General features: G+C 67.4%; 32 protein-coding genes. 7 read left to right on the top strand and 25 right to left on the bottom strand.

Going from position 1 to position 25535, the window contains the following annotated elements:
• Positions 1-43: 43 nt before the first annotated feature.
• Positions 44-1393, top strand: a complete 1350-nt coding sequence (gene purB / locus AC1DVT_RS00300) for an adenylosuccinate lyase (protein ID WP_477385522.1) — start codon at positions 44-46, stop codon at positions 1391-1393.
• 25 nt (positions 1394-1418) lie between these two features.
• On the opposite strand, the gene AC1DVT_RS00295 is transcribed toward purB, so the two are convergent.
• From AC1DVT_RS00295 to AC1DVT_RS00265, 7 genes are all read right to left on the bottom strand, one after another.
• Positions 1419-1757 (bottom strand): amino acid transporter, encoded by a 339-nt coding sequence (locus tag AC1DVT_RS00295; RefSeq protein ID WP_457099711.1) that lies wholly within the window; start codon positions 1755-1757, stop codon positions 1419-1421.
• A complete protein-coding gene (locus AC1DVT_RS00290) occupies positions 1754-2431 on the bottom strand; it encodes an acyl-CoA synthetase (RefSeq protein ID WP_457099712.1) in 678 nt (225 codons plus the stop codon). Before AC1DVT_RS00290 ends, AC1DVT_RS00295 begins: the two co-directional genes overlap by 4 nt.
• 112 nt (positions 2432-2543) lie before the next feature.
• Positions 2544-3710, bottom strand: a complete 1167-nt coding sequence (locus AC1DVT_RS00285) for a cystathionine gamma-synthase (protein WP_477385518.1) — start codon at positions 3708-3710, stop codon at positions 2544-2546.
• Entirely contained in the window at positions 3700-4689 is a 990-nt protein-coding gene (locus AC1DVT_RS00280; protein WP_477385516.1) for a pyridoxal-phosphate dependent enzyme, read from the bottom strand. The genes AC1DVT_RS00285 and AC1DVT_RS00280 overlap by 11 nt, the downstream gene beginning before the upstream one ends.
• 96 nt (positions 4690-4785) lie before the next feature.
• On the bottom strand, positions 4786-5802 hold the full coding sequence (fgd, locus tag AC1DVT_RS00275; protein ID WP_477385514.1) for a glucose-6-phosphate dehydrogenase (coenzyme-F420): 1017 nt from the start codon (positions 5800-5802) through the stop codon (positions 4786-4788).
• A gap of 3 nt (positions 5803-5805) precedes the next feature.
• On the bottom strand, positions 5806-6621 hold the full coding sequence (cofE, locus tag AC1DVT_RS00270) for a coenzyme F420-0:L-glutamate ligase (protein WP_477385512.1): 816 nt from the start codon (positions 6619-6621) through the stop codon (positions 5806-5808).
• 117 nt (positions 6622-6738) lie between these two features.
• Positions 6739-7416 (bottom strand): hypothetical protein, encoded by a 678-nt coding sequence (locus AC1DVT_RS00265; protein WP_477385510.1) that lies wholly within the window; start codon positions 7414-7416, stop codon positions 6739-6741.
• Positions 7417-7591: 175 nt separating this feature from the next.
• Here AC1DVT_RS00265 and AC1DVT_RS00260 point away from each other — a divergent pair, with 175 nt between their 5' ends.
• Positions 7592-8032, top strand: a complete 441-nt coding sequence (locus AC1DVT_RS00260; protein ID WP_477385508.1) for an iron chaperone — start codon at positions 7592-7594, stop codon at positions 8030-8032.
• A 64-nt stretch (positions 8033-8096) separates the two neighbouring features.
• On the opposite strand, the gene AC1DVT_RS00255 is transcribed toward AC1DVT_RS00260, so the two are convergent.
• A complete protein-coding gene (locus AC1DVT_RS00255) occupies positions 8097-8651 on the bottom strand; it encodes a VanZ family protein (RefSeq protein ID WP_477385506.1) in 555 nt (184 codons plus the stop codon).
• Between the two features lie 83 nt (positions 8652-8734).
• Here AC1DVT_RS00255 and AC1DVT_RS00250 point away from each other — a divergent pair, with 83 nt between their 5' ends.
• Positions 8735-9316: an NADPH-dependent FMN reductase gene (locus AC1DVT_RS00250; RefSeq protein ID WP_477385504.1), complete on the top strand. Its 582-nt coding sequence runs from the start codon at positions 8735-8737 to the stop codon at positions 9314-9316.
• A gap of 28 nt (positions 9317-9344) precedes the next feature.
• On the opposite strand, the gene AC1DVT_RS00245 is transcribed toward AC1DVT_RS00250, so the two are convergent.
• Both AC1DVT_RS00245 and AC1DVT_RS00240 read right to left on the bottom strand, forming a co-directional pair.
• The gene (locus tag AC1DVT_RS00245; protein ID WP_477385502.1) at positions 9345-10862 is read right to left on the bottom strand and encodes a protein adenylyltransferase SelO; all 1518 of its coding nucleotides are present in this window, start codon (positions 10860-10862) and stop codon (positions 9345-9347) included.
• A gap of 78 nt (positions 10863-10940) precedes the next feature.
• The gene (locus tag AC1DVT_RS00240; RefSeq protein WP_457099722.1) at positions 10941-11453 is read right to left on the bottom strand and encodes a cupin domain-containing protein; all 513 of its coding nucleotides are present in this window, start codon (positions 11451-11453) and stop codon (positions 10941-10943) included.
• 154 nt (positions 11454-11607) lie between these two features.
• Here AC1DVT_RS00240 and AC1DVT_RS00235 point away from each other — a divergent pair, with 154 nt between their 5' ends.
• On the top strand, positions 11608-12249 hold the full coding sequence (locus AC1DVT_RS00235; RefSeq protein ID WP_477385500.1) for a nitroreductase family protein: 642 nt from the start codon (positions 11608-11610) through the stop codon (positions 12247-12249).
• An 88-nt stretch (positions 12250-12337) separates the two neighbouring features.
• Here AC1DVT_RS00235 and AC1DVT_RS00230 read toward each other — a convergent pair whose 3' ends face one another.
• Positions 12338-13420 (bottom strand): NAD(P)-binding domain-containing protein, encoded by a 1083-nt coding sequence (locus AC1DVT_RS00230; protein ID WP_477385498.1) that lies wholly within the window; start codon positions 13418-13420, stop codon positions 12338-12340.
• Between the two features lie 82 nt (positions 13421-13502).
• Positions 13503-13652, bottom strand: coding sequence for a hypothetical protein (locus AC1DVT_RS00225; protein ID WP_457099725.1), 150 nt, complete (start codon positions 13650-13652; stop codon positions 13503-13505).
• Positions 13653-13778: 126 nt separating this feature from the next.
• On the opposite strand from AC1DVT_RS00225, the gene AC1DVT_RS00220 reads away from it, so the two are divergent.
• Entirely contained in the window at positions 13779-14318 is a 540-nt protein-coding gene (locus AC1DVT_RS00220; RefSeq protein ID WP_477385496.1) for an MOSC domain-containing protein, read from the top strand.
• Between the two features lie 59 nt (positions 14319-14377).
• On the opposite strand, the gene AC1DVT_RS00215 is transcribed toward AC1DVT_RS00220, so the two are convergent.
• From AC1DVT_RS00215 to AC1DVT_RS00205, 3 genes are all read right to left on the bottom strand, one after another.
• On the bottom strand, positions 14378-14668 hold the full coding sequence (locus AC1DVT_RS00215; RefSeq protein WP_477385494.1) for a GNAT family N-acetyltransferase: 291 nt from the start codon (positions 14666-14668) through the stop codon (positions 14378-14380).
• A gap of 100 nt (positions 14669-14768) precedes the next feature.
• A complete protein-coding gene (locus AC1DVT_RS00210) occupies positions 14769-15137 on the bottom strand; it encodes a VOC family protein (protein WP_477385492.1) in 369 nt (122 codons plus the stop codon).
• A 395-nt stretch (positions 15138-15532) separates the two neighbouring features.
• Positions 15533-16384, bottom strand: a complete 852-nt coding sequence (locus AC1DVT_RS00205; RefSeq protein ID WP_477385490.1) for a phosphotransferase — start codon at positions 16382-16384, stop codon at positions 15533-15535.
• A gap of 115 nt (positions 16385-16499) precedes the next feature.
• Here AC1DVT_RS00205 and AC1DVT_RS00200 point away from each other — a divergent pair, with 115 nt between their 5' ends.
• Positions 16500-17429 carry a hypothetical protein gene (locus AC1DVT_RS00200; protein ID WP_477385488.1) on the top strand — a complete coding sequence of 310 codons (930 nt, stop codon included), beginning with the start codon at positions 16500-16502 and terminating at the stop codon, positions 17427-17429.
• A 47-nt stretch (positions 17430-17476) separates the two neighbouring features.
• Here the strand turns inward: AC1DVT_RS00200 and AC1DVT_RS00195 are convergent, their stop codons facing one another.
• Entirely contained in the window at positions 17477-17926 is a 450-nt protein-coding gene (locus tag AC1DVT_RS00195) for a GNAT family N-acetyltransferase (RefSeq protein ID WP_477385486.1), read from the bottom strand.
• Positions 17927-18258: 332 nt separating this feature from the next.
• On the opposite strand from AC1DVT_RS00195, the gene AC1DVT_RS00190 reads away from it, so the two are divergent.
• Positions 18259-18774: an STM3941 family protein gene (locus AC1DVT_RS00190; RefSeq protein WP_477385484.1), complete on the top strand. Its 516-nt coding sequence runs from the start codon at positions 18259-18261 to the stop codon at positions 18772-18774.
• Between the two features lie 139 nt (positions 18775-18913).
• Here the strand turns inward: AC1DVT_RS00190 and AC1DVT_RS00185 are convergent, their stop codons facing one another.
• From AC1DVT_RS00185 to rplI, 9 genes are all read right to left on the bottom strand, one after another.
• Positions 18914-19201, bottom strand: a complete 288-nt coding sequence (locus tag AC1DVT_RS00185) for a putative antibiotic biosynthesis monooxygenase (RefSeq protein WP_477385482.1) — start codon at positions 19199-19201, stop codon at positions 18914-18916.
• A 115-nt stretch (positions 19202-19316) separates the two neighbouring features.
• Positions 19317-19712 (bottom strand): hypothetical protein, encoded by a 396-nt coding sequence (locus AC1DVT_RS00180; protein WP_477385480.1) that lies wholly within the window; start codon positions 19710-19712, stop codon positions 19317-19319.
• Positions 19713-19772: 60 nt separating this feature from the next.
• Positions 19773-20162, bottom strand: coding sequence for a hypothetical protein (locus AC1DVT_RS00175; RefSeq protein WP_477385479.1), 390 nt, complete (start codon positions 20160-20162; stop codon positions 19773-19775).
• Between the two features lie 382 nt (positions 20163-20544).
• Positions 20545-20784 (bottom strand): hypothetical protein, encoded by a 240-nt coding sequence (locus AC1DVT_RS00170; protein ID WP_477385478.1) that lies wholly within the window; start codon positions 20782-20784, stop codon positions 20545-20547.
• Positions 20785-20846: 62 nt separating this feature from the next.
• A complete protein-coding gene (locus AC1DVT_RS00165; protein ID WP_477385476.1) occupies positions 20847-21698 on the bottom strand; it encodes a hypothetical protein in 852 nt (283 codons plus the stop codon).
• An 84-nt stretch (positions 21699-21782) separates the two neighbouring features.
• Complete coding sequence (locus AC1DVT_RS00160) at positions 21783-22064, bottom strand: hypothetical protein (RefSeq protein ID WP_457099739.1); 282 nt, start codon at positions 22062-22064, stop codon at positions 21783-21785.
• 60 nt (positions 22065-22124) lie between these two features.
• Positions 22125-22736, bottom strand: a complete 612-nt coding sequence (locus tag AC1DVT_RS00155; RefSeq protein WP_477385474.1) for a class I SAM-dependent methyltransferase — start codon at positions 22734-22736, stop codon at positions 22125-22127.
• A 393-nt stretch (positions 22737-23129) separates the two neighbouring features.
• Entirely contained in the window at positions 23130-24497 is a 1368-nt protein-coding gene (gene dnaB / locus AC1DVT_RS00150; RefSeq protein ID WP_457099750.1) for a replicative DNA helicase, read from the bottom strand.
• A 580-nt stretch (positions 24498-25077) separates the two neighbouring features.
• Positions 25078-25530, bottom strand: a complete 453-nt coding sequence (rplI, locus tag AC1DVT_RS00145) for a 50S ribosomal protein L9 (protein WP_457099751.1) — start codon at positions 25528-25530, stop codon at positions 25078-25080.
• Positions 25531-25535 lie beyond the last annotated feature (5 nt).

Here is a 25535-nt window from a genome sequence, read left to right as displayed (position 1 = left end):
CTCCTCCTCCCCGCAGTTCTTCGATGGCCAGGCACTCAGCCCGCTGGACGGTCGCTATCGCGCGGCCGTCGCACCGCTCGCGGAATTCCTCTCCGAGGCCGGGCTGAACCGCGCCAGGGTCGAGGTCGAGGTCGAGTGGCTGCTCGCGCTCACCGACCGCTCGCTGTTCGGCACGACCCCCCTGCGCGACACCGTGAAGTCGCGACTGCGCGCGCTGTACCGCGATTTCGGACAGGACGAGATCGACTGGCTCGCCGCCAAGGAAGCGGTCACGCGTCACGACGTGAAGGCTGTCGAGTACCTGGTGCGCGACCGTCTCGCCGAGCTCGGCCTGGATTCCATCGCCGAACTCACCCACTTCGCGTGCACGAGCGAGGACATCAACTCCACGGCCTACGCCCTGACGGTCCAGCGTGCCGTGGTGGGCGTGTGGCTGCCCAAGCTGCACGCGGTGATCGACGCCCTGAGCGCCCTCGCCGTCGACCACCGTCACGCCGCGATGCTCTCGCGCACGCACGGACAGCCGGCCACCCCCACCACCATGGGCAAGGAGATCGCGGTCTTCGCGTGGCGCCTGGAGCGGGTCGCGTCGCAGATCGCGGCATCCGATTTCCTCGCGAAGTTCTCGGGTGCGACCGGCACCTGGTCGGCGCATCTCGCCGCTGATCCGGATGCCGCGTGGCCGACGATCTCGCGCGAGTTCATCGAGTCGCTCGGACTGGGCTTCAACCCGCTTACGACCCAGATCGAATCGCACGACTGGCAGGTGGAGCTCTACGACCGCGTGCGGCATGCCGGCGGCATCCTGCACAACCTCGCCACCGACATCTGGACCTACATCTCGATGGGGTACTTCGCGCAGATCCCGGTCGCCGGTGCGACCGGCTCCTCCACGATGCCGCACAAGATCAACCCGATCCGGTTCGAGAACGCCGAGGCGAACCTCGAGATCGCGGGCGGACTGCTCGCGACGCTCTCGCAGACCCTCGTCACCTCGCGGCTGCAGCGCGACCTCACCGACTCCACCACGCAGCGCAACATCGGCGTGGCATTCGGGCACTCGCTGCTCGCCCTGGACAACCTGCAGCGGGGCCTGCGTGAGATCTCCCTGGCCGAGGACGTGCTCCTGGCCGACCTCGACGGCAACTGGGAGGTGCTCGGCGAGGCGATCCAGACGGTCGTCCGCGCCGAGGTCGCGGCCGGGCGGTCCACGATCGCCGACCCGTACGCGCTGCTCAAGGAGCTCACCCGGGGCCGGCGCGTCGGGGCAGCGGAGCTGGCCGAGTTCGTCCGCGGGCTCGAGATCGGCGATGCCGCCAAGGCGCGGCTGCTGGCCCTCACCCCGGCCACCTACATCGGGGTCGCTTCCGACCTGGTCGACGGCCTGGACTGAACCGCGATCCGCGAAAGCGGCTGAGTCAGGCTTTCGGGTCACCGGATGCCGCGGCATCCGGTTTCGGCTTGTCGTCGTCTTCCTCGGGGTCGAGCAGAACGGGGCGGTCGATCTGCTTGCGCACCTGGGCGGGGTCGACCGCCAGCAGGAGCAGCGAGACGATCAGCAGCACCGCGATGAACGCGATGCCGGCGGCGACGGCGGCGACCACCGCGGCCTTGCCGGTCTGGGCCGCAGTGTGCTGCTGGAAGAAGCCCATCGAGACGAGCGTGACGATGCCCGTGAACAGGGCGGCGCCGAAGGCCAGCCCCAGCAGCTGAATCGGCTTCATGAGGTCGCGGCGGGTGGGTTTGTCGTCGGTCACGCGGCGCTTCCTCGATCTGATGCGGTGTCGCCCTCGACGGAGGCCCCGGGAGCGAGTGCCGGCGTACGCGGCGAGAACGCCGCAATCGCCAGGTAGACGGCGACGATGGCGGCGTAGGCCCCGAAGAGTCCGACGCCGATGGTGATTCCGGTGAGGGTGAACGCCTGTCCGGCGTCCTCGATGTAGTAGTTCAGGGCGTATCCGGTCGGCACGAAGAGCATCGCCACGCCGAGGACGAGCGTGATGGCTCCGACCGCGATCGCGTCGCGCGCCTCGGACCGGCGCTCCGGGTCGTCCTGCGAGCGCAGCGCACGGCGCGCCCGGATCCCTGCGACGAGTTCGATGACACCGGTGAGCAGCGCCCAGACGATCACCGACGCGAAGAACACCGGAACCGTCCGCCAGAGCGAGATCCCGCCGACCATCCCGATCAGGATGGTCACGATCGCCATCAGCACGATGGGCCAGCGCTGGCCCGCGGGGTAGACGAGCCAGATCGAGAGGAGAAGGACGAGTCCGGTCGCGATCGCGAATCCGCTGAAGACCGCCATGCCCACCGCCGCCGAGTGATCCGGCGAGAAGGTGATCATGATCGCCGCCAGGGCCGCGAACGCGGCGCGCGCCAATTGCACGTGGCGCACCTCGAAGGTGCGGGATGCGGCTGCTGACGACACGGCGGGACTCAAGGGGCTGATCGAGCGCGAAAAGGGGATGCCACCAGTCTAGGTCGTGGCATCGGCGGGACCGGCCGGGGGACGTCTGGCATCGAGCATCGGATGCCCGGTGTCAGAGCGTGGCGAGCGCGTCCTCGAGATCCTGGATGAGGTCGTCGACGCTCTCGATTCCGACCGACAGGCGGACGACATCGTCGGGGACCGCCAGTTCGGTCCCGCGCACCGACGCATGGGTCATCTCGTCGGGGTAGTTGACGAGGGACTCCACCCCGCCGAGCGACTCGGCGAGCTGGAACAGTCGTGTCGACTCCGCGAATCGTCGTGCCGACGCCGCGTCACCGAGCGCGATCGAGACGATTCCGCCGAACGCCGACATCTGGGCGGCCGCGATGTCATGCCCCGGATGACCCGGCAGACCGGGGTAGTAGACCGTTTCGACCGCTCCATGCCCGGAGAGGAATGAAGCGATCGCCCCCGCGTTCTCGCTGTGCCGCTGCATCCGAAGGGCGAGGGTCTTGATTCCTCGGGTCGTGAGCCACGCATCGAGCGGACCCGATACCGCGCCCACCGCGAACTGGAAGAACTTCGCCTTCTCGTACACGGTGTCGTCGGCGAACACGAGAGCGCCGCCGACGACGTCGGAGTGCCCGCCGAGGTACTTCGTGKTCGAATGCACGACGACGTCCGCTCCGAGCGCGAGTGGGCGCTGCAGGGCGGGCGAGGCGAAGGTGTTGTCCACCACCACGAGGGCGCCCGCGGCGTGGCCGAGCCGCGCCAATCCGGCGATGTCGGTGATCCGCAGGAGCGGATTGCTGGGTGTCTCGACCCAGACGATGCGGGCAGGGCGGTCCTCGAGAGCCGCGGCGACGGCATCCAGATCGCTCATGTCGACGATGCGCAGGCCGACCCCCCATGGCCCGAGGATGCGGGCGATGAGCCGATACGTGCCGCCGTAGACGTCACTCCCGAGCAGCACCTCATCGCCTGGTCGCAGCGCGGAACGCAGCAGAGCGTCCTCTGCGGCGAGGCCGGAGGCGAACGACAGCGCCTGTGCACCGCCCTCGATCGCCGCGAGCTGGGTCTCGAGGGCGGATCGGGTGGGATTGCCGCTTCGCCCGTACTCGAACCCACGGCGGAGTCCGCCTATGCCATCCTGCGCATACGTCGTGGAGAAATGCACCGGCGGGATGACGGCTCCGGTCGTCGGGTCGAACGCCTGGCCGGCGTGCACCGCCAGACTGTCGAATCCTCGAGCCGGCAGCGGGTGGTCATCGGTCATGCGGTTCGTCTCCCGGTGGGTCGGTCGTGTCGTAGCCGTGGGCGGTCATCCAGTCGTCGTCGAAGAGCTTGCTCAGGTAGCCGCGGCCGTGATCGGGCAGGAGCACGACGACGACGGCGTCCGCCGGCAGCTCGGACGCGACCCGCAGCGCGCCGACGACGGCCATGCCGCTGGAGCCCCCGACGAGCAGGCCCTCCTCGCGGGCCAGGCGCCTGGTCATCGCGAACGACTCCGCGTCGGAGATCCGGTGGATCTCGTCGACGACCGAAGGGTCGTAGGCGGCCGGCCAGAAGTCCTCGCCGACGCCCTCGACGTCGTACGTGTGCACCGGGCCGCCGGAGTAGATCGACCCCACCGGATCGACCGCGACGATCCGGACGGCGCCTTCGGACGCCTCCTTGAGGTAACGGCCCGCGCCGGTGATCGTGCCACCGGTGCCGACACCGGCCACGAAGTGCGTGACGAGGCCGTCGGTGTCGCGCCAGATCTCGGGGCCGGTCGATTCGTAGTGGCTGCGCGGCCCGTTCGGGTTGGCGTACTGGTTGGGCTTGAACGCTCCGGGGGTCTCGGCGACGAGCCGATCTGAGACGCTGTAATACGAGCGTGGGTCGTCCGGCTCGACGGAGGTGGGCGCCACCACGACCTCCGCGCCGTACGCGCGAAGCACCGCCCGTTTGTCTTCGGCGACCTTGTCGGGAACGACGAAGATGCACCGATAGCCGCGCTGCTGCGCGATGAGCGCGAGCCCGACCCCGGTATTGCCGCTCGTCGGCTCGACGATGGTGCCGCCGGGCCGCAGCAGTCCGTCCCGCTCAGCCGCGTCGATGATGTTCGACGCGATGCGATCTTTGCTCGACCCGCCGGGGTTGAAGTACTCCACCTTCGCGAGCACGGTCGCACGAATGCCGTCGGTGACGCGATTGAGCTGCACGAGGGGCGTGCCGCCGATGAGATCGGCGACGCTGCGGGCGTATCGCAAGGTGTGTCCTGTTCGGCGTGTCCGGTTCCCGGCCCACGGTACCTCGGACGGTGCGCGGCGTCGATGGGGGCCGCGACCGCGGGCTCGGGCGCGGCGCTACAGCGCCCGCAGCCGCGGCGCGAGGTCGCGTTCGAAGAGGTGCATGAACCGCTCCTGGTCGTGCCCGGGGGCGTGGAACACGAGGTGCGTGAACCCCCAGTCGACATATTCCGCGACGGCGGCCACGATCTCGTCCGGGTCGGTCCCGACGATCCAGCGCTTCGCGATCTGCTCGATCGGCAGCGCGTCGGCGGCACGCTCCATCTCGCTGGGGTCGGTGATGTCGTGCTTCTGCTCCGCCGACAGCGAGAGCGGCGACCAGAACCGGGTGTTGTTCAACGCGGGCTCGCGCGACTCCTCGTAGGAGATCTTGATCTCGATCATCCGCTCGATGGTGGAGGCGTCCCGACCGGCGGCCGCAGCGCCCTCGGCGACCGCCGGGATCAGCTTGTCGACGTAAAGCTCGCGCCCCTTGCCGGAGGTGCAGATGAAACCGTCCCCAGCCCGTCCCGCGTACTTCGCCACGACCGGACCGCCGGCGGCGATGAAGATCGGGATGCCGTCGGCCGGGACGTCGTAGATGGATGCCTCGTGGGTCGAGTAGTACTCGCCGTCGAAGCTCACCCGGTGCCCTGCCCAGAGCTCCCGCATGAGGCGCACCGCTTCGCGGAGGCGGGCGAAGCGCTCCTTGAAGTCGGGCCAGTCCTGGGGACCTGCGCCGCGGAAGCCGGTGGCCACCTCGTTCAGGGCCTCGCCGGTGCCGACGCCGAGGAAGACCCGGTCGGGGTAGAGGCATCCGAGTGTCGCGAAAGCCTGAGCGACGACCGCGGGGTTGTACCGGAACGTCGGGGTCATGACGCTCGTGCCGATGCGGATGTGCGACGTCCGCTCGCCGACGGCGGCCATCCAGGCGAGAGAGAACGGGGCGTGACCGCCGGTGTTGCGCCACGGCTGGAAGTGATCGCTCACCGCAACCGACTCGAAGCCGTGCCGCTCGGCGGCGACCGCGATCTCGACGAGCTCGCGCGGGGCGAACTGCTCGGCTGATGCCTTGTATCCGAGTGTGAGAGTCATGACTCACTCCTTCTCTTCCGCGCGGAGCGCGGCCCGGGCGGCTGCGCCGCCCGCTTCGAATCCTGCTTCATAGCCCTGCCGGTGGGCCTCGTCGCTGCCCAGATGGAACATGTCCCGATCGCTCGCGCGGACGATGCTGCGGGCCCCCGGCAGGTCGAGGTCGCCGAGGTGGGCGCCGAGGCCCCGGACCACGGCGACCGGCGAACCCGACGTCTTGCCCTTGACGAGGTCGCCGGCGGCGGCGATCTCGTCGGCGAGGCACGGGCGGGTCACGATGAGCGGCCGGCCATGGCTGTCGGCGGTGCCGCCGAGCTCGTCGAACACGTGCACACCGGCAGCGCCGATCGCGATGTCGGTCTGACCCTCGCGCCACGGCCTGCCGAGGGTGTCGCTGACGATCACGCCGAGGCGTGCGCCGGTGCGCCGACGGAGGGCGCCGGCCAGCGCGACGGCTGACGCGTCGGGGTCGAGCGGCAGCAGGAGCACCGTGCCGTCCGGGGTGTTGGAGGCGTCCACCCCTGCGGCGGCCCCCACGATGCCGAGCCGGTTCTCGACGATGCGGGTCGGGTGCGCGCCTGGCCCTGGGCGGGTCGCAACGACCCGCACGGTCTCCTGCGTGATGGCGTCCTCGCGGTCGGCCGCAGCCATCATCCGACCCTCCGCCTTTGAGACGATCTTCGAGGTGACCACGAGGATGTCGCCGTCGACGAGCGGGATGCCGACCTGCGAGACGGACTCCAGGATCAGCGTCGCCAGATCGTCTCCGACCGCGACCTCCGGCATCCCCGTCAAGGCCCAGATCTGCAGCGGCCCGGCCATGAATCTCCCTCGCTGCGGCGAACTCGCCGTGTGGACGACGACGGCGCTGCGGGCACCGACGTTCAGATCCAGTATCGACGCCCCCGGACGTGCGGGACCAATCGAGTCGGTATCCGGTCAGTGTGCGGGAACCTCCGTGTGGACCCGCTCCCGGATGCTGCGCGCCGCCGTGCGGAACTTCCCCGGCGTGAGCCGCACGGCGACGACGGCCACCTGCTCGTCAAAGGCCACCCATGAGCCGCCTTCCTCCGGAATGGTGGCCGCGAACTGTGCGGCGGACACCGCATTGGACTCGGAGACCTGGCCGCCGAGGAACTTCGACCACAGCAGCGGGCACCGCTGCCGGAGAGTCTCGGCGTGGACGGCGCGCTTCCGGAGGGTCGTCTCGTCCATGCGCAGGCGCACCGCGATGTCCGCGACCGCGGCTCGAACCGCCAACGCTTGGCGGTCGCGACGGATCGCCTCGATGCCGCGGCCCCGCACATCGCTCCAGGCTGGATCGAGCGTCGGGTCAGGACCGACCCAGGGGTCCGGCATCGCCTCGGCGTCGCGGACGATCTCGGCCATCAACCTGTACTGCTCGGCGACGAGCGCCCGCAACGCGACCGAAAACCCCTCGATGACGTCCATCTCCCGGTCATGCTCCGCGGCGGGACCCGGCTTCCACCAGCCCTCATCACCGGCGCCGTCGGCGAGGTCCGCCTCGTCGATCCACTCGACGGACTCCGCATCTTCGGCGCGTGCGCCGATCGTCTTCAACGCATCATTTCCCGCCGGCATCGAATGAAACTCCATGACTTGAAGGTACGAATGCCCACCGACATTCGATTATCCAGTCGTTTTCGACGCCTCCGTCGCGCTCGAAAACGATCGAGCAGGATCGGAGAAGCGCCCCGCCGCCACACTGCCTAGCCTGAAGGAGGCGCCAGAAAGACGCGGCGCCCAGTGACTCAGACCGAAGGAGACCGAAATGGCCAAGACCGAGACATCCGCCGGGCTGTCCGATGACGAGCGTGAGGCCGTCAAGCAGCGCGCCAAGGAGCTTCGCGAGCAGGCGAAGGCCGGCAAGAACCGCGAAGCCGGCGACAAGTCGGTGCGCGATGCCATTGCGAAGCTCGACGACCCCGACAAGGCGATCGCCCAGGGCCTGTACGACGTCGTGACCGCGGTGGCACCCCACCTCGTGCCCAAGACGTACTACAGCATGCCGGGATTCGCGAACGACGAGGGCAAGATGGTCGTCTTCGTGCAGCCGGCCGGCAAGTTCAAGACCCGCTACTCGACCATCGGCTTCGAAGACCGCGCCCAGCTCGACGACGGCGACATCTGGCCGACCGCCTTCGCGGTGAACAGCTGGACGCCTGCCGTCGAGAAGCGCATCACCGATGCTGTGACGAAGGCCGTCGGCTGACAGCTCTGCTCCGCATCTCGGATGCCGCGAACCCGGCCGGGTCGCGGCATCCGTCGTTCATCACTCACGTCCGGACGATCACATCTTTCTGCGGCGCGTAATGCAGAGGTGAGGCGATGAAGATCGCCACCGCCAGCAGCCCGAGCGCCGTCCCGATCACCAGGATCCGCATCATGAGCACGGAGGTCCTCGCCCCGAATCGGCGTTGGGCAAGCGCCAGCAGCCCGAGCCCCGCGAGGCCTCCGGCCGTGTTGACGATCACGTCGGTGGTGTCGAAGCTGCCGATGGAGAGCACGTGCTCGATGATCTCCAGCACCAGGCTCGCTCCGACGAGCACGCCGGTCACGGCGAACCACTTCCACGTCGGCACGAGCAGCCCGAGATAGAGGCCGAACGGGATGAACAGCAGGAAGTTGAACACCACCTCGAGCGGCGCGCTGGCGTCGGCGTCGCCGTCAGGCACGAACGGGATCAGCTTGATGGGACGCGGGAGCAGCGCCGCCTCCCCGATCCACGGAACCTCGAGTTTCCAGAGCACGATCCAAGCGAGCAGGACGAGGTAGATCACGAAGAGGACGGGCAACAGCCAGCCGCGAGGTTCGCTCTTCGGATCAGACACCCTGCCATGATTCCCCATCTGCGGGTCGCCGCTCGCGTGCAAGGCAGCAAGATTGAACTCGAACCAGACGGAAGGGAGCGACCATGACATACCGCGTCGGATACTTCGTGGGCAGCCTGTCCTCGACCTCGATCAATCGGATCCTCGCGAAGGCGCTGATCGGGCTGGCACCCGACGACCTGGAGTTCACCGAGATCCCGATCCGCGACCTGCCGCTGTATAGCCCCGACTACGACGCGGACTTCCCTCCGGCAGCGCGCGCACTGAAGCAGGCGATCAGTGAGACGGATGCCGTGCTCTTCGTCACCCCGGAATACAACCGCTCCATCCCCGGCGCGCTGAAGAACGCCATCGACTGGGCATCGCGGCCGACGAGACCGACCTCGTTCGACCACATCCCGGCCGCGGTGATCGGGGCCTCCAGGGGGCCTATCGGCACCGCCCTCGCGCAGCAGAGCCTGCGCGGCGTGCTGAGCTTCTGCAACGCGCGTCAGATGACCGCACCCGAGGCGTACATCAGCTTCTCGCACGACGACTTCGCCGAGGACGGCACGGTCACCAACCCTCAGATGGAAGCCCGCCTGCGGACGTTCATGGCCGAATTCCGCGAGCACATCCAGCGGGTGCTCACCGTGCTGCCCCGGCAGGAGCAGGCACTCTCCTGACCCAGGCCGTCGACGGCCCCTTCCCCAGTCAGGTGCCGCAGTAGGTGCGATGCCGCGGTGCGCCGTCGGGGGCCGGCCGCGCGAAGCGTCGGTACTCGCTTCCGGAGCGCTCCGTGTAGGGATCGCGCAGCAGGTCGACCAGCTGCTCGAAGGGCGCGAGGTCGCCCTCGGTCGCGGCCGAAAGCACCTCCTCGACGATGTGGTTGCGGGCGATGTAGACGGGGTTCACGGCCCGGATGGCCGCGGCATCCGGTGCAAGCGCCGACCACCGGACCAGCCACGCGTCGAGCTCAGGGACCGATCCGAGGAAGCGTCCGCGCAGTGGCCGCTCATCACCCTCTGCGGCAGCGGCGAGATCTCGCCAGAAGCCTGTGAAGTCGACCCCGTGATCGGCGAGCAGGTCGAGAGCGGCGTGCGCGAGCTCGGCGGCGACCGAGGGGTCGACCCGGTCGTCGAGGCCCAGCTTCGCGCGGAACGCCGCGGCCCAGTGCGACCGATAGCGGGCGTCGAACCCGTCGACCAGCTCCGCGGCGATCTGCTGAGCCGTCGACGGGGCGTCGGCCAAGAGCGGCGAAAGCGCATGGCCGAGGTGCTCGAGGTTCCAGCGCATGATCGAGGGCTGCTGGTCGTAGGCGTAGCGGCCGAATCGGTCGATCGAGCTGAAGTACGCGCCTGGCTCGTACGCATCCAGGAATGCGCATGGACCGTAGTCGATGGTCTCCGCCGACACCAGGACGTTGTCGGTGCTGAGCACGCCGTGGACGAACCCGGTGCGCATCCAGTCGGCGGTGAGCGCTGCCACCGCGTCCACGACTTCGGCGAGCAGCGCGCGGTAAGGGTGCTCAGCGGCGGCCGCACGCGGGTAGTGGCGGGCGATCACGTGATCGGCGAGGCGGGCGAGCAGCGCCGGATCATCCTGCGCGCGCACGTACTCGAAAGAGCCGAACCGCACATGGCTGGTCGCGGTGCGCGCCAGCACCGCGCCCGGCAGCGTCTGCCCGCCGTGCTCGCGCGGGGCGCCGGTGCCCACGACGGCGAGCGCCCGGGTGGTGGGAACGCGGAGTGCCTGCATCGCCTCGCCCATCAGGAACTCGCGGAGCATCGGCCCGACCACGGCGAAGCCGTCGACCCGCGACATCGAGGTGGGTCCGATCCCCTTCAGATGCACGTCGCGCAGGCGTCCGGCGCGGTCGCGTCGCTCGCCGAGAAGCGCGGCGCGGCCGTCGCCGAGGATCGGCTGGAAGACCCCCCACTGGTGGCCGGCGTACACCTGCGCGACCGGGCTGGAACCCTCCCTGAACGACTCGCCGGTGAGGAAGCGGATGCCTGCGCGCGACCGCAGGTAATCGGGGTCGAGCCCGAGATCCCGGGCGACCTCCTCGTTCAGCGTGAGAAGCTGCGGCTGCGGTGTGCGGACGGGCGAGACGCGGTGGGAGAGCTCCGGGAGGTTCTCCGCCCACACGCGTTCGAGCACCGGTGGTTCCTGAGCATCGACGAGGGCGCCGCGAGCGCCGGGTCGCGTGACAAGATCCGCCGCGTCAGCCATGGAGGCAGTATTGCCGTCCGCGCCGCGATGACGCCGGAATGTGACGCCGCGGGACGTGCTGGCACCGCGGACGACGCGCTACTGACCGGGGCAGGTGCCTGGGTTCGGGACGTCAGTCCTCGGGGATCCGCCCGGAGGCACATCTGGGAACGTGACGTAGAGCACGTATCGGGTAGTGCCGTAGTTGACGACCTGATCCACTTCGCCGGGTCGTTCGATGAACGCCTGCCCCGCGCGGTAAGTCTCGATCTCGCAATGGTTGCCGACCGATTCGTAGACGGTGAGCTCGCCTTCCTTGACGACGATGATCGCGCCGCCCGGATGCGAGTGCCAGCCGGAGGAACCGCCCGGTTCAACGGTGATCGTCGCCATGGCGACATCTGTTCCGACGTGCAGTGGGATGGTTCCGTTCGACACGTTCGTCCCCCGCGTCAAGAGAGTCTGCGTCAGCTGTGATGGCGGCGTGGCGTGGACGGCTCCAGCTGACAGGGCGACGCCGGTGAGGCCGAGCAGCACGGCCAGAGCCCATCGTGATTTCACTCTTCCCCCAACCGTGGCGGACTTGGTCGTGCGGCGAATATTCGTTTCCATGTCACTCTCCCCCTAGGTGAGCGCGGAGCCGACCGGCGAGGATGTCTTCCTTGACCCCGTGGGCGCCGTCGCATTTGCGCTGACCATGCACCCGGTCGGTATCAGACGGATATCAGCGAACGCGGGCGGGTTCTGCGCCCGATAACGTCGGGCTATGAGCGATGTACTCCCCTTGAGCCCCGACGAACTGCTGACGACGACGCGCTCCGTGCGGCGTCGGCTCGACCTCGAGCGACCCGTCCCGGTCGACGTCGTCCGAGAAGCGCTCGAGGTCGCGCTCCAGGCGCCGACCGGGAGCAACGCCCAGACGTGGCACTGGATCATCGTCACCGACCCTGAGAAGCGCCACGCCATCGCCTCGCTGTACGCGCGATCGTTCGCCCGGTATCGCGCGTCCGGTGGCCGGACGTACGCCGACCCGACGCGCCAGGCGGTGCAGCAGCGGGTCTCATCGAGCGCCGACTACCTGGCGGAGCACATGGGCGACGTCCCCGTCCTCGTGATCGGCGCGATCTTCACGGGCGCCGAGGAGTTCGAGCCTGGAAGTCAGGCCGGCCTGTGGGGGTCGCTTCTGCCTGCCGCCTGGAGTCTGCAGCTCGCGCTGCGGGCGCGTGGCCTCGGAAGCGCCTGGACGACCCTGCATCTCGCGTACGAGCGTGAGATCGCAGAGCTCCTCGGCATCCCGCCGACCGTGCGCCAAGGCGTACTGCTGCCCGTCGCCTACACCGTGGGAACGGACTTCCGACCCGCGCACCGTGCGCCGCTCGACGACGTCCTGCACATCGACGGCTGGTGAGGGTCAGCGCGTCGATCCCTCGCGCGCCGAACGCGGGCCGTGGACAGTGACGGGACAGCCGGCGAGCTCGGGTGGGCCAGTCGTGTTCTCAGGCCGCGAGGGGCACCGGATCCGCGACGATCGCACGCACGGCCTCGCGGCCGGCACGGTTCGCGCCGACGGTGGACTGCGAAGGCCCGTACCCGATCAGGAAGAGACGCGGCTCGTCCGTCGCGCGCGTGTTCGCGACGCGGATTCCGCCGTCCGGTGTGCGCAGCCGCAGGGGCGCCAAATGGTCCAGCGCTGGACGGAAGCCGGTCGCCCACAGGATGACGTCCGCCTCGACGAGCGATCCGTCCGGCATGCGCACGCCGTTCTCCTCGATCGAGGAGAACATCGGATGCCGCACCAGCACTCCGCGCGCCTCGGCGGCGCGGGCCCACGGCGTCCAGTGCATCCCGGTCACCGAGATGACGCTCCCCGGCGGAAGCCCGCGACGCACGCGATCCTCGACGCCCGCGATCGCGGCGACCCGGGCAGGAATGTCGAAGGCCTCCTCGGACCACTCCGGCTCGCTTCGCGTCACCCAGAACGTTTCGGCGACGCGCGAGATCTCGTCGAGCAGCTGAACCGCCGATATCCCGGCGCCCACGATCACCACCCGCTTGCCGGCGAACTCCTCGGCCGAGACGTAATCCGCGACATGCAGTTGGCGCCCTCGGAAGCGACCCTGGCCGGGGTAGTGCGGCCAGAACGGGCGGGTCCAGGTGCCCGTCGCGTTGATGACGTACCGGGCTTTCCACACGCCGTGATCGGTTTCGACGACGAGTCGATCGTCGTCGCGTCGGACGGCGGTGACACGCACCGGGCGTCGCACGTCCAGGGCGAATTCCGCCTCGTACGCGGCGAAGTACGGTGGCAGCACATCCCGGCTCGCCGCGTGCGCATCGGCCGGCGGCACCGCGAATCCGGGCAGCTCATGGATGCCGTTGACCGTCGCCATCTTCAGCGAGGCCCAGCGGTGCTGCCACGCTCCTCCGGGCTCGCTGTTCGCGTCGAGCACGACGTACGTCTGATCTGCTCCGGTCGCGCGTTCGCTCGAAACGAATCCGCGTCGCGCGAGGTGGTAGGCAGCGGACAATCCGGCCTGACCCGCACCGATCACCACGACGTCGACAGGAGCGGGGTGCACATCGAGACCGAACGCCCATCGCCGCGGCCGGATTCCCAAGCCGCAGCTCGGACCTCATCGCGCCTGCATGGCCGGTGCGCGGCTAGTAGCCCGGCGGTCGTTTCTGGGGCGGGTCGTCTCCGTCGACATCCTCGTCATCGTCGGCGGCCAGCACCGCGATCGGCGGGATACCCATGACGAGGGCGACAAACTTCCCCCACGGCCCAACTGGACGCGCGGATTCCTCGGGCATCATCACTCCTCTGTCGAGGGACTGAAACTCAAGTTACCGCGTCGGTTCTCTGGCTGCGACGTCTCCGCGCAGATGCCGGAGCGAAGTCCCCTCGCCACTCGGCGGTCTGTGCGGCACGATGGAACCATGGCGACTGCCGCACGCGTGATCTCGGTGAGCCGCGACGATCAACATCGCTTCACGAAGCCGGCCCGGGAATCCATCACGCTTGTCGCCGGCCTCGGTGTGCAAGGCGACGCGCACTTCGGCGCGACAGTGCAGCATCTCTCACGGGTGCGACGCGATCCGACGCAGCCGAATCTCCGGCAGGTTCACCTCATCCATGCGGAATTGTTCGACGAGGTGACCGCCGAGGTCGCCCCGGGTGAGCTTGGCGAGAACATCACCACGGAAGGGGTCGACCTGCTGGGACTTCCTCGCGGAACGCGTCTGCGACTGGGCCTCGATGCTGTTGTGGAACTCACGGGTCTGCGCAACCCGTGCGTGCAGATCGATCGATTCGAACCGGGCTTGCTCAAGCAAGTCGTCGGCACGGATGCCGAGGGTCGCACGATCCGGAAGGCGGGAGTGATGGCGGTGGTGATAGCTGGCGGGGTGGTGAGGCCAGGTGATCCGATCGGGGTGGAGATCCCGCCCGCACCGTTCGAACCGCTCTTCCCGGTCTGACCCCAGGCGTCATTCAGCGGTCCCCCACGGTCCGCGTGCAGGGCCTCCGCCCGGCGGGTTCACTTGGCGAGGACCCGGCGCATCACTGGACGACTGGGGTAGGTGCGTCCGAGCTCGTGGAAGCCGGCAGCCGTGAACATCGCGAGAGTGCCGGTGAAGAGGGACGCGGGCGACGGATTCCCTGTGAGCCGGTCCTTGTCGACGGGGTGTCCGTCCACGACCGTGGCGCCGTGCGCGCGGGCGTGATCAACGGCTGCTTTCAGGAGCTCGGCCCCGATTCCGCGGCCACGTGCTTCTCGGCGCAGGTTGACACAGGTGACCCACCACGCGTCCGCGTCGTCTTCCAGCAAGCGCCGCAGCTCGGTCAGTCGCCAACTCAATTCGAACGGCCATGCGCTGATTCTCCTCAGTGGCGACGCCCGTCCGAAAGCCGGTCGGTGTGCGTGCTGCTCACTTGTCGTGGTGCACGATGTTGAACACGTTGCCATCGGGGGCACGGACGAAGAATCGATGCACGCCCCAGGGTTCGTGAGTCAGCGGGTACACGATCTCGTATCCGCGCTGCTTGACCTCTTCGTAGGCCGCGGTGACGTCCGGCGTCAGGATCGACGCGACGGGATCCAGCGGAGCGGATGCGTCCCGCGTGACGAGTTGGATATGTACGGTCTGGTCGTAAGTACTGGGCTCGGGGGCGGAGAATCGCGCGACCCAGCCCAGATTGAAGTCCTCCGCGCTGAGTCCGAGAAACTCCGTGTAGAAATCCCGTGCGGGCGGAATGTCAGCGACATGCAGATCGGCGATAACGCGAATGACTTCCATGCCGCCATGCTCGTCGCAGGCGGGATTCCTGTCGAGTCCGCAACACGGTCACTTCGGGCTCTCAGTCGGTCGGGTATAGGAGGTCAGCTCGCTCCCTTGGGCCGAAGTTGGCCTCGAAGTCGCGTTCGTTCGGGACCCACACGTCGTCCCAGAGACGTGAGTGGTCTCGACCGAGGTCGGCGTCACGTTTGATTCCTCGGGCTCGAGCGGTAGCCAGATCGAGGTCGCACCAGATGGTCAAGTCGAGCGCGCCGACCGCTTCCGGGTGGAAGAGGCCGATGAGGTAACCCTAGATAGCCCGCGGTGCCCCACCTGGCCGCATTCAACACACCGACCGTACGAGGGTCCCTCGATGGTCCCCCTCTGTGTTCGAAGAGCTGCTCGTGCGGCGCAGGTCAGCTCTGATCGGCGCTCGTCTGAATCGTCGAGCGCACGGCCCGCCGCAGCGCAGTCGCGTTGTCTCGGAGCCACTGCGCACGGCGGAGGATGCGGTCGCCGACACCTTCTTCCCACATGCGCTGCCAGCCTCCGCCGAACATCTCAGCGCGCGACTTCATGAGGAACCAGGAACGGTCGGCGCCGTTGATCGAGATCTCCACAAGGGTCGACCGGGCCGCGACATCCAGCCCATACGTCTCCACAATCAGCGAGCCTGTCTCGATCGGATCGAGATGCCGCGAGGCGACCTCTCGGTCCGGCTCCGGCATCCAACCACCCCACCACAGCAGCAGGTTCGCGACCTCCTCCGCACGACTGGCGGGGCGGATCATGTCGAAGTCGATCAGAGCCGCAGCGCGCGCGTCACGGAAGACGACGTTCTCCGGAGTGATGTCAAGGTGTGCGACCAGCGTCGGTGCCTCAGCGATCGAGGCAGGCATCCCGAGAACATCTGGCTGTCGCAGTCCAGTCGCCCAGCTGGGCACACCGAGCGGCTCCATCGCATCATCGAACGCGCGCACCAGCCGTGCCACGCTCGCGATACGCGCCGGATCCGCGACCCAGGCAGGCCAGGGACGGCCTGCGACCTGACCGTCGATGAAATCGAGGATGTCGCGGCCTTTCGCATCGACACCGTGAAACCGAGGAGCACCAGCGAACCGCACGGACTCGAGGTGCCCGAGGACCTGACGGACGGACTCCGATACCCCGCTCACCGGGCGGCGCACTGTGTCACCGACCCGCACCACGCCCTCCGTGACGTCGCCACCGGCCAGCGGTTCCTCGACGTCGTTCCCGCGTACCGTCACAACCCAAACCTAGAGAACGAACCGTTCTCCCATTGCCGTTCAGTTCGGTGATTCTCGGCGGATAGCCATGACGTCGCCCGCACGCGGTATGTTCGACGCCTCAGGAGGCGATGCGATGTCGACGACCCTCAGTTCAGAACCGAAACCGGCATCTGAGGGTGGGGACGCCCGTCGCCGTCGCGCGAAGATCGTAAAGCGCGGGTCGCTGTCGATTCTGGTGCTCACGATCGCCGGCTTCGTGATCGGCGCTCTCGTGATGTTCGGGTGGATGGTCAACGAAGCGCACTTCGACCGCCCGACTCAGGAGTTCGACGATTTCGAAAAACAGGTCGAGAGCCTCCCCGGCGTGGACGGCGTCGACAAAGAGCGATGGGTCGAAGCGCCGGCTTTCTCGAACCCGACGTCATGGATGTCCGTCGCCGTGGACGATGCTGGACTTCCAGTCCTGCTCGAAACGGCGTGCTCGACCGACTATCCCGACCCCGTCACGTGGTCGATTCGTGTAAGTACGCCCGCCGGAGCGGAGGTGCTGCTGCACGCAGTACCAACAGACCCCGACGCTGCCGACGGCGACGTGCGGTGTCCTGACTTCGGGCTCGACGCGGTGCCGCTCGTCGCTGAACTCGATCGGGTGGCTCCGGGTCTCGCTATCCAGCCTGCGCTCTGGGAGGACGACAGATTCGCCCTCGTCGCGCTGGAAGAGCAAGTTCCGGCGGGGTTCACTCACCTTCTGCCGCTCATCGAGCACGCCGACGATCTGCTCGCCGCCGCCGGTCTGGATGCGAACGATGCGGTCGAATTCAACTCGGCGAATCTCGGCTTCGTCCTCGAGCCAGGCGAGCGTGACGCGTACCTCGCGCTGCTCACCGAGCTCGCCGAGGATCGCGCGGTCAGCAGTTACTGGGCCGACAGCGGCACGTCGGTCGAGGGAATCGAGAAGGTGCAGATCGTCGCCCCGGACGAGCAGCACGCGGCGATCGAGGAAGTCATCCGCTCCTCCGGGCTGCACATCGCCGATCTCCCGGTGCGGTTCATCGAGCAATGAGCTTGCCGCATTAGATGAGTCGACTTGCGGAGGCCGATAGCCGGTGCTCAGCGGTCGTGGTCCTCGAGCGTTCGAGACCACGCAACCTCCCGCTGAAGCTGGCCGGTTTGGACGAAGAGTCGCACCTGATGCGCGTGTGGGAGCGCCTGGGCCAGCTCGTCGCGGTCAGCGCGGGTGAAGCCGAGCTTCTGCCAGAACGCACCTGATCGGCGCGAGAACAGCCATGCCTGTGTGGCTCCTGCCACCCGCGCCTGATCCATGGCGTACCGAGCCAACCGAGAGCCCGCGCCCCGAACGCGCTGTGGCGGCGACACCGCAACGCTGCGGATGAGCGCGTGTTTGCAGTCCTCACTCAACTCGAACCCCGTTGTGCCGATCACGTTGCCGCTCTCGTCACGCTCGATCCACAGATGAGTTGTCGGGTCCTCAAGTCCTGCCAGAGTCAGATCCACCTCGACCAGGAAGCTGCGCAATTGATCGATGTCGGCAGCCGACACACGCTCCAAAGTCACGACTCAATTCTGGACGGAGCGGAGCATCACGGATCGCGGCCGAGGTCGGCGGCTATTCCTCAAGAGCGGCTCTCAACATGCTGATCGCCTTCGGACCGACTCCGTGGAGAGTCGCAAGGTGATCGAGTCCAGCCTTCTTGACGTCATCCAAGTCCCGTACCCCCGCCTCGTCGAGGGCCCTCCTGGCAGGGGCACCGATGTTCGGCAGCCGGCGCTCAGCGTTCATGCGTGCACAATACGCTCCGCACCAACGGCTCGAGGTAGCGTGCGCTCGAGCGCCGGTCGTGCGGGCGGTGGTTCTCATGCAGAATGGCGCCATGCAGGCGGTGGTTGCACGTAGCCGAGCCAAGAGCCTGGCTGGCCTCCTGGGATGTGCGCTCTTCGTCGCGGCTTCTCTTGCGATCATCGCCGAGGGATCTGCTCTCACGCTGATCATCGGCACCGTTGGTGTCGTGACGTTCGTCGGATTCGGGATCGGCTGGATCGTCGTTCTCCTCAAAGCTGGTCCGGGTCTCGTCGTGGACGAGACCGGGTTCGAGGACACCAGTTCCCTCACGGCGGTCGCGCGGGTGCTCTGGGCAGATGTGACCCAGGTTTCGGAACTGAGCATCGCCGGCACGCCGTTGGTCGTCATCGGCGTCCGCGATCCGGGGCTCTACGTGACACGCCTGCGTGGACTGCCCCGCATTGCTGCCATCGCGAACAACCGTCTGTTCGGTTCTCCGGTCATCATCGCTGCAGTGAGTCTGAGGATCAGTTTCGCAGACCTGTCCACGCTGTTGGCCGAAGGCCTTCGGCACTACCGCCAACCTTGGCTTGAGATCCCGACCTAGGTCGTGGGCAGTAGGCGCGTTTCTTTGACGCTCGCGAGAGGGTCGCTCTCCGAGCGGCCCGGTGATCTTTGCCTGCGCGATAGTCGCTTTCGTTCTCGTGGGACTGGCTGGGTGATCAAACCGCAGGCGCGCGATGATGTCAGCGGGCCATTCGTGCGCGGATCGCGCCGTACGCACGCATCAGCTGGGGGACGACAAGGTACACCGCGAGGGGTACGACGATGAGGGTGAGCACGAAGGCTCGCGCGACCGGGTGCCAGTCGACGGAGATGGGTCCGATGAGCAGCATGCCGATCGCGACGAGCGGGAAGATCGCCAGCCACGTGATGGCCGCGCGGATGTGCACGGACGGCGGCTTTGGCGCTGACGGCGCGACGACCGGAGCGGCAGTGGTGTCTCGCACGCCAGGTGTGGTGGGTGTGGCCATCGGGGCTCCCTTTGGGTTCGACAGGTCGGGAACTGCAACGGAGCAGCCGAGACCGGCATTCCCGTTGGTCCTCCCATGTGCCGCCCGTACCCGTTCACCCGGCGTGCAGTGGGCGTCATGTGCCCGTGAACGAGCCGAAGTCCGGGCGAAGCTCCGCGCTGAGCTGGTCGATGCTCGCCGGGGTCACCTTCCAGCGTGACGCGTCGTCATCCTCGAACGTCAGGTCGTACCTTCCAGAGTCGCGATCGAACTGCACGAGGATCTTCAGCGGCGGTTCCTGCCCCGGCTTGTAGTTGCTCTCGCGCAGCGCGTCCACGGCGGGCTTGATCCCCGACGGGCGCGATGCGACCGCCGAGGCCGTGCCGGCGGGCGAGTAGGTGTAGCCGTGCGTTCCGCTGACCCGGCCTCCGCTGAGGTCGATGACCATCGCCAGCGATGACCAATCGTCGCCGTCTCCTCTCATGTTCTCGATCAGCGCGCGGATGAGATCAGCGGTTGCGTCGTCGGGCATGGGTCCATCCTGGATCGACATACGAGTCGTCAGTTCACGAGCGGCAAGGGATGAATGGGCTCAGCCTATGAGCCGGTCGACCTTGGCCCGTTGCTCTGCGACCGTTGTCACTGTCGCAGGGTCGACGGGCGCGAAGGTGTCAACGACGCTCTCGACTCCTTCAGGTGCGAAGCGGTAGGCGCTCAGACCGCCGCCTTGATCGCGGGCCATGCCACTGGGCCAGACGTCTGGCTGTGCGCCAGCCACGCCTATCCGCCACCCCAGCGGCTCCAGCTGCTCCCGGATCACGCACAGCGCCTCGAAGGCGTCGTTCTCACGCGCTGAAATGGAAGCGAACTCGGGTGAGGTGATCTCGACCACCCACGACCCCGACTCGTATCGCCACGCGACAGTGGCCTCGCTCGAGCTGCCGTCGCGGGTCACCTGGATCGTCTGCGGACTCTGGATCATCCGCTCATCCTCTCAGGCGACAATCTGCGTGGGCCGGGAGAGATCGGTCGAAATCTGCCTCGTCCACATGAGGACGATTGCGCCCAGTCAGGGGGCGAAATGTCCATATGGACATCGCGTGGACGAGTCATCCGCGAAAGTGGACAACTTCAAAAAAGACCTACAAAACAAGTGATGCAGGTTCCTGATCGACCTTGCGGGAAACGACCGGGAATCCGCGTTGGTTTGCGGCGGTCAGTACCTTCGCAGACCACGATAATTTGCGAATTCCTACACGAAGCCCGCGTTGAAAAGGGCACTGAGCCTCGCTCGCAAGCGGATCGTCGACCACGACAGTTCTGCTCGAGCGGCGCATGGTCAGCCCACAGTGACGGCCCGAGCCTCAGGCTCGGGCCGAGTCCTCGCGCCGCGTGCGGCGATAGCGGCTCTCGTCGGCGGCGAACACACCGCAGTACACGGCGCCGACCAACAGAGAGACTCCGCCCGCCAATAGGAAGCCGGTGCCAGCGAGGGATCTGAAGTCGGTCAGCATTCCGGCAACGAACATCAATCCGCCCCCGACGACGCAGAGCAAGGCGCCCCACCGCAATCCACCGAGGATCACCTGCCACGCCCGCGCCATACCGCCATCGTGCCAGCGTCACCGTTTGATGTCACGGCTATCACCCGCCGCCCGGAGACCGGTCAGTCGGCGCGACCTAAGTGCCCCTGGTCGGCGCGCGTGACGTAGGTCAGGAGCGGTACTCCCGTCGGAGAGGCAAACGACGCCGCAATATCCGCGAGCKACGCGCGCACGAACGGCAGAAATGAGTCCCGGCCCCAGGAGCGGACAGAGAACAAGGCCTCACGGTCGTCCCAGCGCAGAGCCGGCCGCTCGCCGATGTCCAGGACCGAGACCCCCACAGGCTGGTTCCTCGGCGCGAACGAGCGCCCGCCGGCTCCCGGCCGCGCGAGATCGATCATCAACGCTCGTAGCGCGTCGTCTCGGTGGCTGAACACCGCTATGTCCGTCGACGTGCCGCGGCTCCAGGACCGGAATGCCCACCGCTCCCCCTTCGGCTCGATGTACTGGCCCGTCTCCATGTCGGACCACCCGAACTGCCCGTCGCGGGAGAACGGCTTCTCCAGGTAGCCCCACCGGGCGTGGCACTGCAGCAGGCGGGCATCCGCGCCATCGGGATCGATCGTGTCGAGCACGTTGGCGACACCGGGTATCCGCCCCCGGCGCCAGCGCTGGAAGGTCTGCCTGTCGTGGAGGTTCGCGTACCCGATTGTGCGCTCATCCCCGGAGTGAGAGATCGGGTCAGAGCCCGTCGCCCAGACCTCTCCAGTCTCGCCATCGACGATGTACGGCCCGCTGCCGATGAGCATCGTCAGCACGTCGCCCGTGTCGAGATAGACCCGGGACTGCCGCGAGATCGTGAAGCCCCACGGCTTGGTCTCGACTCGCTCGTCGGCTTCCCGCCCCTCATCGAACGCTCGGCGCGTCCACTCTCTGACGACGTCGGGGGTCACCTCGAGCTCAGTATCGRTCATCTCGGCAGGCTACTGGCTGCAACCGGCGCGTGAGCGACCCCTAGGCGCCGTATCCCGGTCGGCTTGCGCGCCGTCCCGCTGGGACTACGAGCCGGTGTTCCGCTCTAGCCATTGGTCGATGTCGGCCAGCTCATCCCGGATCTTTTGCCGCTCTTGCGGCGTGAAACGTCTGACCTGCATTGCAAGTACCGATTCAGCCGCGATCGGACTTAATCCAAACGTTCGCTGCACCGCGCCCCGCAGCTCCTGACCGTCACCCTGCACAGCCGAGCAGACCTCAACCAGTTCTGCGAGTCGACCCAGCACCTCGATGTAGGCCGCGATGATCTCGCGGCGCCCCATTGCATTCTGTCGTTCGTCCGACATTCGGCCACCCTACCGATGCGACAAACGGTTCCTCGCTACCGACGGCGCACTGAACGGCCCTCAGCGGGCCAGTTCGTGGCGTGCGAGGACGGTGATCCACTTCTCCGCCGATGTCGGCTGGGTGGAGTCAACGATCTTGAGCGGCGTCCACCCTGCGTCGCGGACCACGGCTTCTAGGGCGTCTTCCTGCCAGTAGGTGAAGTGCCTTCGGGCGTCCAGCTTTTGGCTCGACCAGCCCTCGCCCTCACCCTTCTTGAACGACGCCACAAGCACGCCGCCCGCTCGCGTTGCTCGACGCGCCACCTCAAGCACACCTGCCAGCCGCGCACGGGGCACATGCAGAAGGACCGCGTTCGCGAACACCGCGTCATACGGTCCGCCGAAGTCGCGCGCGTCGAGTTTCAACACCCGAGCGGCATGACCGGCCGCATTGAGTCTTTCGACGAACGCGGCCGCACCGTCCGTCCGGTCGACGATCAGCCCGGCAGCCTCCAGCGCCACGGCGTCCCTACCGGGACCGGTACCCAACTCGAGCACACGATCCCCGGCCGCGGTCAGCCCGATCAGGTCATCGACAAGGGGCGACCGAGCGTTGGACGTGCGATCGACGTACTGCGTCGCGTGCTCCTCATACGCGTTCAGCGTCTCGACGGCGGGGTCCACGGGCTCCATCACATCATCCTCGCGTCCGATGCGACCACCGCAAAGGGCTGTTCCCTCGAGCGGGTCCTCGAGCGCGACGGCGCTTGTTCGTAGACGGACTCCTCAGTGACCGGCTGCCGCACCTGAGGGAACGGCTCTGGGCCGGGCAGACCGGGCACGATCGCAAGGGGCGCTGGCTGCCCGCCGAGATTCCCGTAGGACCCGCCCGCGACACAAGTCGCACTTAGGCCCGCCAAACGCAGCAGGCATCCCGAGGCGCTGAGCACCGCCCAGGCATGGCTTGCCCCGTTTCATCGAGGTCGACGACTGCGCCCGGTCAGGGGCGAAATGTCCATATGGACATCACGTGGCCATTTAGCCGCGAAATGGACATTTCAAAGAATCCCTACAAAAACAAGTGAGCTAGAGCCCGACCGCCATGTCGGTGAAGCGCGAGAAGTGACCCTGGAACGCCACCGTCACGGTGTCGGTGGGCCCGTTGCGGTGCTTGGCGACGATGAGGTCGGCCTCGCCGGCGCGGGGGTTCTCCTTCTCGTACGCGGCCTCGCGGTGCAGCAGGATCACCATGTCGGCGTCCTGCTCGAGCGAACCCGATTCACGCAGGTCGGAGAGTGCGGGCTTCTTGTCGGCACGCTGCTCCGGACCACGGTTCAGCTGCGACAGCGCGATGACCGGAACACCGATCTCCTTCGCGAGCAGCTTCAGGGCACGCGAGAACTCGCTGACCTCCTGCTGCCTCGATTCCACGCGCTTGCCCGAAGTCATGAGCTGGAGGTAGTCGATGACCACCATCTTGAGCCCGACCCGCTGCTTGAGCCGGCGGCACTTCGCGCGGATCTCGACGAGCGTCATGTTCGGGCTGTCGTCGATATACAACGGGGCGTCGTTGATGCGTCCGCGCACGGAGGCGATCGTCGTCCAGTCGCGCGAATCGAGCGTGCCCTTGCGCATGGCCTGCAGCGGCACCGATGCCTCGGCCGACATCAGGCGCATGGCGATCTCGCTGCGCCCCATTTCCAGGGAGAAGAAGATCGTGGGCAGGTCGTGCTTGATGGATGCCGCGCGCGCGAAGTCGAGCGCGAGCGTCGACTTTCCGAGCGCAGGGCGGGCGGCGATGATGATCAACTGTCCCGGGTGCAGCCCGTTGGTGAGCTGGTCGAGCTGCGCGAAGCCGGTGGGGACGCCGGTCATCTGCCCATCGCGACCGCGCGCCGCCTCGATCTCATCAACGGCAGCGTCGACGGCGATCGTGAGGGGGACGTAGTCTTCGGCCGCATCGGCGCCGGTGACGCCGTAGATCTCCGCCTGGGCGTTGTTAACCAGGTCGAGCGCCTCGCCCTGACCGGAATAGCCCATCTGCACGATGCGGGTGCCGGCCTCGACCAGACGGCGCAGCAGCGCGCGCTCGGCGACGATCGTGCCGTAGTAGCCGGCGTTCGCCGCCGTCGGCACGATCGAGGTGAGGGTGTGCAGGTAGTCGGCGCCGCCGGCACGCTGGAGCTCGCCGGTCTTGATGAGCTCGTCGGTGACCGCGACCACGTCGGTGGGCTCGCCGTGCGAGTACAGCGAGAGGATCGCCTCGAAGATCAGCTCGTGCTTCGGGATGTAGAAGTCCGTGCCGCGCAACGTCTCGATGACGTCGGCCACGGCGTCCTTCGACAGCAGCATGCCGCCGAGTGCGCTCTGCTCCGCCAGCAGGTCGTGAGGCGGGGTGCGCTCGTGCTCGCGGGGTCCGCCCATGCGCTCTTCGGAGATGTCGGCGATCGACATAGGCAAGTCCTTCGGGTCGTACATCGGGCGTTCTCGGGCGGTCGCGGAGGTTCGGGCAGGCGCGCATGAGCGCAGATCGACGGATGCCGCGGCATCCGTTCCTCCTGCTCTCAGGAGAGCACCCACCCCCGACATCCGACCTTGGCATCGAGGCTCCCCGGGGGGCCGCACCCCACGCTAGATAGGGGGCATCGCCACCGCAACTGAGCCTGTGGATAACTCTGTGGAATGCCTGCGCGAAACGCCGGGTACCCTGTGCACAACACCTGTGGACAACGTCGTGTTTCGGGTTCGTTTCGCCTGATTATTCGTATGCTGACCTGGGGTTATTAGGCTAACAGGGGTGTGGAGGACAACGGGGTTGAAGTAATCGTTGAAGGTTTCGCCGATCGCGCCTACCTGTGCACAGATCCGTGGAAAGCACAACTCCGAAGAGGCTTTCCCCGTTAGCGATTCGGCACTGTACACGCACCCCTGCAGCGACTATCTTGGGGCCGAAAAACGACGGATGCCGCAGACCCGAAGGTCTGCGGCATCCGTTGCTTCGACCCCTTCGACAAGCTCAGGGACCGAATAGGAACTACTTCGCGGCAACCACCTGCAGGGTGATCACGGCGGTCAGGTCGTCGCGCAGACGGACCGTGGCCTCGTGCTCGCCCACCGACTTGATCGGCGAGGTGATGTGGATCTTGCGCTTGTCCAGGTCACCGAGACCCGCAGCCTTGACGGCGTTGGCGATGGCCTCGGTCTTGACCGAGCCGAACAGGCGGCCTTCAGCGCCGGCCTTGACCGGCAGCTTGACCTTGTTCGACTCGAGGGCGTCCTTGAGCGCGACGGCCTCTTCGTGGTCGTGGATGGCGCGGGACTCGCGGGCTGCGCGAATCGACGCGACCTGCTTCTCGCCGCCACGTGACCACGTGACAGCGAATCCCTGGGGGATGAGGTAGTTGCGGGCGTACCCGTCCTTGACCTCGACCACGTCACCGGCTGAGCCCAGCCCGGCGACCTCGTTCGTGAGAATCAGCTTCGACATATCCA

The sequence above is a fragment of the Microbacterium sp. P2_F9 genome, assembly GCF_056403635.1.
This window is presented reverse-complemented; position numbering and strand designations above follow the sequence as displayed.